Here is a 6,000-nt window from a genome sequence, read left to right as displayed (position 1 = left end):
TGGGCAGATCTCATGGCCACCGGTGGGCAGTTTTGCTGGCCGTCAGTGGGCATTTTCGTGGCCGCCTATGGGCAGTTTTTCATGGCCGCTAACACTGATGCTGATTGGGGCGCTATCGGCGGTTAAACCGAGAACAGCTGTCCCTTCGCGGAAAATGGGGTTTGCACAGAACACCTTCTCACAGAAAAGAGAGGCATCTCGTAGATGCAATTTTCCCACACCGGCACGTCCTCGTCAGCTTCCTTCGATGAGCCCAACCATGTGTCAGCCGCCGGCCTGGTCCAGGCCATGGGACTGGCACTCTAGGTCGGGGTCCGGTGACCCGACGCCATCGGTGGATCAAGGATAAAAAGGTGGCTGGCTCATACCCTCACGTGTAAAAGCAGTAGGAGAGCCCCCGTTTGCGGGACTGTCTGAATGGTTGATCCGTTTTGACGTGATCGCCTGCGTTGCCTGGCGGGGAGGACTGATCAGAGTGAGACCGGGGCCCCGCTATCGCGACCGATTTGGATCAGCAAGAGTAGGCGCAGCAGCTCCCGGACCTAGGACCTACGATCCTGTCGGGGGCGCCCGACCGTCCTTGTCATGGGTGGCTCAAAAAGCGCATCAGAGGTCTCCCACACCCGCTGATGATGCCGACGCCCACGGGCCTTGGGTGTCGAGGGGACGGATGGCATCCGTGTGGCGCTTGAAGACTTCGCCCCTCATACGGCCCGTGGGCGCGGACAAGGGCGGATCTTTTTCGAGTTCCTGTGTAGCTCAGCGCTGGCTGCTCTGCGTTTTGATCCTAATCCTTAACTTCAGCGGTCAAAGATTACCCTCTTTAGCGACGGCCTGATCGTCCCAAAGTCCTCTTTTTCTCAGCATATCGACGAGGCGATCTGCCGCCCCACCGATATGCTTCATTACCAGTTCACGGGCTCCCTCGGAATCGCCGGCTCGCAGGGCTTCCAGGATCAAGGGGTGTTCGCCCCGGCTGTCGAGTACCTGGCCTTCAATCGCCGCGTAGAAACGGTTGGGCAGTTGCTTCACGACGGTGCCCATCACAAGGGCGAGCCTGGGGGATTCAGCGGCGAGGTTGATCTCCCTGTGGAACAGATGACCCAGATCCACGAGTGCGTCATCGTCGCCGCGAAGAGCCGCCTCCGCGTACGATTCGTTCATTTCCTCCAGTCGAGCAAGGCTCTCCTGAGTGATTCTCTGCGCCGCGCGGTAGGCGAGCTCTCCCCCGATCACTGCTTGTGCCCAGAAGAGGTCCCGCACATCCTGGGGTGAAAAGCCCGCAACCACGAACCCACGACGCGGAATCGGTTTGACGAAACCCTCACTGCTCAAGAGAAGCAGCCCTTCACGGACGGGCGTATTACTAACGCCAACTGCCTCTGCGATCCGCTCCATGCGGAGGAAATCCCCAGGTTTAACGTCACCTGAAATTATGAGTTCACGGACATACGAGGCGACTTCCTCGGGAAGCTGTTGTCGCTTCGGAGTGCGGTTTGGGCGATTTGTAAAAGTGTCCTCCGCGGAAGACTTTCTCAGGGACGGCTGCAAAGAAGACATGACACATAGTATATCTAACTGGAATAAGCCTATACTGGAACCATAATATATGATGTTTTAGGCTCCTGCTCGAGGATTGCCAGTGGGAAGCGTTGCGTCCGGGCCCCCTTTTCCCCAGAGATAAGGATGCCGCTGGTGTGTTAAGTGTGTCTCGTACTCGTAGCTAAGCCGAAGCATTCTCGACGATGATCAGGAGGCCTCCATTGCCCAACAGACAGCCGCCGCAGCCGCTTGCGGGACTGCGAGTGATCGAATGCGCAAGTTTTGTTGCCGGCCCCTCCGGTTGCCTGACGCTCGCCCAGTTGGGTGCGAACGTTATCCGCGTGGACCCCCTCGGTGGTGCCCCCGACTATAAACGGTGGCCCGTCTCGCAGCGGTCGCAAAACAGCCTTTTTTGGACCGGCCTCAATAAGGGAAAGCGCTCCGTGATGATCGATCTGCGCCGGCCAGAAGGGCGCGAACTCTTGCTGGCCCTTTCGGCTGCACCAGGTCCGCAAAGCGGGGTGCTGGTGGACAACCAGGTCGGCCGGTCATGGCTAGCCTATGAAAAGCTTGCCGAGCGTCGCCGAGACATCATTCAGGTGCGCATTGGCGGAAGCGCTGATGGGCGACCTGCCGTCGATTACACAATTAACCCCGAAGTGGGCGTTCCCGACATAACGGGCCCGCTTGGCGTTTCCGGCCCGGTAAACCATGTGCTTCCCGCTTGGGACCTCCTGACTGGCATGACGGCGACCACCGCTCTGCTGGCAGCGCTCAGGCACCGCGACCAATCGGGCGAGGGCGCTTACCTGGAAGTGGCACTTGGCGATGTTGCATTGGCCGGGCTTGCAAACATGGGCTGGTTTGCCGAGGCCGATGAGCTTGAAACTGACCGTCCCAAAGTCGGCAACTACCTTTACGGGAGCTACGGCGTGGACTTTCAAACGTCGGACGGAAACCGCGTGATGGTTGTGGCCCTCACATCTCGGCAGTGGGATGCACTGCAAAAAATCACCGGAACGCGACCTGTGTTTGCGGCACTGGAGGATGCCCTCGGCGTGAACCTCTCTGAGGAGGGGGACCGGTACCGGCAGCGTGAAACCATAACTGCGGTCCTGCGTTCCTGGTTCGAGGCCCGCTCCATCGACGAGGTAAGCCGGGCGCTGACAGAGGGCCACGCCCTCTGGAGCCGCTACCGAACCATGACAGAGGTGGTGAATGACTTCCGGCGCGCTGAGGCCCGTTCGGTCTTGGCGGACGTTGACCAGCCTGGAATAGGGCGTGTTGTCTCAGCGCGCTCCGCCATCCGCTTAGGCGCCGAATACGGCCCTGCTAGCGTCGCCCCCGCTTTAGGGCAGCATACCGACGAAGTACTCGAGCAAATCTTGGGCCTCAGCCCTTCTGAGCTCGGAAAACTACACGATGACAATGTGATTGGAGCGGCAGCATGACAACTCGACGTTCGGTCCTGTGCGTTCCGGCCAGTGAGCCGGCCAAAGTGGCCAAAGCACTCGCGGTCGACGTCGACGAGGTCGTCGTGGATCTTGAAGACGCAGTAGCGCCGACCAGGAAGGACGATGCACGGGCGGTGCTGGCTGCTATTGCCCCCCGCGAGCGTGGTGGAATAGCGGTCAGGGTCAATGCTCTCAATTCGGCCTGGGTTCTTGATGACCTGGCCGCAGTCGTCGCTAATGATGCCATCACCTCGATTGTCCTTCCAAAGGTCGATAGCGCCGAAGACATAGAAGAAGTGGAGCGCCAGCTGGTGCGGCTCGAGGGAGAACAGGGGCGTGCTGCCTTAGTGAGGGTTCAGGCCCTAATCGAATCTGCGCACGGAATCGGCGACGTACAGGCCATCGCAGCAGCATCTCGACGTATGGTTTCGCTCATCATCGGATACGCAGACCTCGGTGTCTCGCTGGGCCGGCGCCTCCATGCTTCCTGGCAGTTCGCCCACGACGCCGTGATACTGGCCGCTCGCATCGCGGGCATTCAAGCAGTTGACGGTCCACTACTCACTGTGCACGCAGACGCCGCCCTCCAGCAAGCGGCCGTCGCCGCAGAGTCGCTCGGGTTCGACGGCAAGTGGGTAATTCACCCACGCCAAGCCGGGGTGGTGCAGGACGCCTTCACCCCCTCTGGTGAGGAAGCCGATGAGGCTCGGGGACTGTTAGCTGCCATGGACGCAGCGCTGCGCAGCGGACAAGGCGCCGTCCAATGGCGAGGGCGGATGCTCGACGAAGCTGTCGCTGTGCAGGCACGCCGGGTGCTTTCGCGTGTGGTTATCTCATGAGCGGCCACGAGGGGCCCTTCTTCGATGAGCTTAACGTGGGGGACGTTTTCGACACAGCCCCTGCACTGACACTTACCGCTGGACGCGCTGCCGTCCATCAGTCCATCCTAGGGAGCCGACTCCGACTGTCGCTCGATGCCAGTTTTGCGCAACGCGTCACCGGCTTGGAATCGGCCGATCCTTCCTTCGTGTGGGACGTGGCGATCGGGCAGTCAACCCTCGTGACCCGGCGTGTTGTGGCTAACCTCTTCTACCGCGGGCTGGCCTTTCATCGGCTTCCGTCCATCGGAGACACCCTTTATACCAGAACTGAGGTAGTCGGCCTGCGGCAAAACGCTAGCCGGCCCAGCGGGCTGGCGGCATTGCGTATCACCACTCGTGACCAGGAAGACCGCCTGGTGTTGGACTTCTGGCGTTGTGCAATGTTGCCCCTCAGCTCACCGGATGTGCAGACCGGCAGGGAGGATGACCTTAGCTCCATTGGGACTGCGCCCGACCCTGCTTCGATTAGCACTATGGTCCGAGGATGGAATTGTTCCGGTATTCCGGCATCCGGCGGTATAGCAAGGGGGGATAAGTGGGTTCTTGAGGCGGGCGACCTCGTCTCCGGTGCGGCCGAGCTGGCTCGGCTCACGCTCAATGTGGCGCACATCCATCACGATCGCTTCAGTCAGTCATCCGGCCGCCTGGTTTACGGCGGTCACACCATCGGCCTGGCCCTGGCGCAACTGACAAGAACCCTGCCAAACCTCATAACAATCGCCAGTTGGCACAGCTGCGACCATACCGGCCCTGTTCGTGAAGGCGACACCCTGGTGTCGTCTATCGAAGTACTGGACGTCGAAGAGCTGTGCGGCGGGGAAGACCAACTCACCGGGCTCAAGGCGGTCACCTTGCGCGTGCTCGCATCCGCGAAGCGCGACGCGAACCCGTCCGAGCCGGTGCTCGACTGGAAGTTGACCGCACTGAGTAAGTGATTGAACTCGGTGGTGAAGCGGCGTAGTTCCACTTATTAATCAAGGGGGACTGCCCCGCTTTTGTTGACTCGGGGTCTTGGGCCGCTGTGAGCGCGGTCTGGCCGATTGTTTCATATTCGATGGGCGTGAGTTTGCCGAGCCGTCTTTGCCCTCGCCGGCGGTGGCATGTCCGCTCGATCCAGGTCGTTATCGCCAGTCGAAGTTCCTGTTTGGTGAACCAGCACTGAGGGTCCAGCACGTTCTTCCGCAGCAGCGAGAGGAAGGACTCCATCGCGGCGTTGTCCGAGTAGGCACCGACCCCGCCCGTCGACGCGGTGACCGTGGTGACCGTGTGATTCGACGAATCGTCGCGACGGGAACTGGGACCCCCGGTCCGAGTGCCCGACGGTCCCTGCCGGGCGGCGAGACCGAATGGCGTTACCCAGTGCGCCGACGGCCAGCGAGGATTTCATCCGAAAGTCCATCTAGTATCCGACGATCCTGCCAGAGTAGACGTCTTTCATTGCGCAGAGGTAGAGCTTTCCCTCTGCGGTGGGGTGTTCGGTGATGTCCGTCAGCCACAGCTCGTTCGGTGCCGTGGCGGGTTAAGTCCCGCTCGATCAGGTGGTCGTGGCCCGGTGGCCCGGGTCTGCGGTTGAGGCCACGCTTTTTAGAAAGCACTGACCAGATGCCGTGCTCCCTGCACAGGCGCTGGACCCTGTTCTCACTCGCTGCGATGCGCATCCCCGGGAGCTCATCGGCGATGAACCGTTACCCCGAGGCGGGGTCGTCGGCGTGGATGTCTCGCGCGGCGTTGACCAGGTGCGCATCGACGCAGTCCCGTTCTGTCACCTGGTTGGCCCTCCACCGGTAATAGCCTTGCCTGCTGAATCTCAACACCCTGCAGGTCACCGCCACGCGAACACCGACACCGGCAGGATCCGTGACCAGCGGGTAGATCTGCCATTTTGGGTTGATGTCCCTTGCCAGAAAGGCCGCGGCCCGGTGCAGAATCTCATTCTCCTGCTCCAACAACCGGTTCCGCTTCTTCAGTTCACGCATCTCGGCCGACTCCGCCGCCGGGATGGCCCCGGAATCCTTATGTTCGACGATGGCTATCCAGCGCTTCAGCGGAGTGACCGACAGCCCGAAATCCTTGGCAAATCTGCGCCAGCGGCACCTCGCCCTTACGGGCCACATCAATAACAT

At 60.9% G+C, this 6,000-nt stretch carries 4 protein-coding genes and 1 pseudogene; 3 read left to right on the top strand and 2 right to left on the bottom strand.

All coding sequences use genetic code 11. From position 1 onward, the window contains the following. Nucleotides 1-807: 807 nt before the first annotated feature. A complete protein-coding gene (locus AB0313_RS20260) occupies nt 808-1,560 on the bottom strand; it encodes a GntR family transcriptional regulator (RefSeq protein WP_366307916.1) in 753 nt (250 codons plus the stop codon). A 203-nt stretch (nt 1,561-1,763) separates the two neighbouring features. Between AB0313_RS20260 and AB0313_RS20255 the strand changes: the two genes are divergently transcribed. The 3 genes from AB0313_RS20255 to AB0313_RS20245 are packed head-to-tail and all read left to right on the top strand — an operon-like array spanning nt 1,764 to nt 4,812. Continuing rightward, nucleotides 1,764-2,993 (top strand): CoA transferase, encoded by a 1,230-nt coding sequence (locus tag AB0313_RS20255; RefSeq protein WP_366307914.1) that lies wholly within the window; start codon nt 1,764-1,766, stop codon nt 2,991-2,993. Then, nucleotides 2,990-3,835: a CoA ester lyase gene (locus AB0313_RS20250; protein ID WP_366307912.1), complete on the top strand. Its 846-nt coding sequence runs from the start codon at nt 2,990-2,992 to the stop codon at nt 3,833-3,835. The genes AB0313_RS20255 and AB0313_RS20250 overlap by 4 nt, the downstream gene beginning before the upstream one ends. Then, nucleotides 3,832-4,812 carry a MaoC family dehydratase gene (locus tag AB0313_RS20245; RefSeq protein WP_366307910.1) on the top strand — a complete coding sequence of 327 codons (981 nt, stop codon included), beginning with the start codon at nt 3,832-3,834 and terminating at the stop codon, nt 4,810-4,812. The genes AB0313_RS20250 and AB0313_RS20245 overlap by 4 nt, the downstream gene beginning before the upstream one ends. A gap of 79 nt (nt 4,813-4,891) precedes the next feature. On the opposite strand, the pseudogene AB0313_RS20240 reads toward AB0313_RS20245, so the two are convergent. Next, nucleotides 4,892-5,995: pseudogene (locus AB0313_RS20240) on the bottom strand (IS3 family transposase); the annotation flags it as partial. Between the last annotated feature and the right edge of the window lie 5 nt (nt 5,996-6,000).

The organism is Pseudarthrobacter sp. NPDC080039 (assembly GCF_040702335.1).
GTDB classification, from domain to species: domain Bacteria; phylum Actinomycetota; class Actinomycetes; order Actinomycetales; family Micrococcaceae; genus Arthrobacter; species Arthrobacter enclensis_A.
The sequence above is the reverse complement of the archived record's forward strand: the minus strand, read 5'-3'. Positions and strand labels throughout refer to the sequence as shown.

Bases quoted from the DNA above. Each gene is read 5' to 3' on its own strand.
- AB0313_RS20260 (WP_366307916.1), bottom strand. From the start codon at position 1,560: ATGTCTTCTTTGCAGCCGTCCCTGAGAAAGTCTTCCGCGGAGGACACT.
- AB0313_RS20250 (WP_366307912.1), top strand. From the start codon at position 2,990: ATGACAACTCGACGTTCGGTCCTGTGCGTTCCGGCCAGTGAGCCGGCC.
- AB0313_RS20245 (WP_366307910.1), top strand. From the start codon at position 3,832: ATGAGCGGCCACGAGGGGCCCTTCTTCGATGAGCTTAACGTGGGGGAC.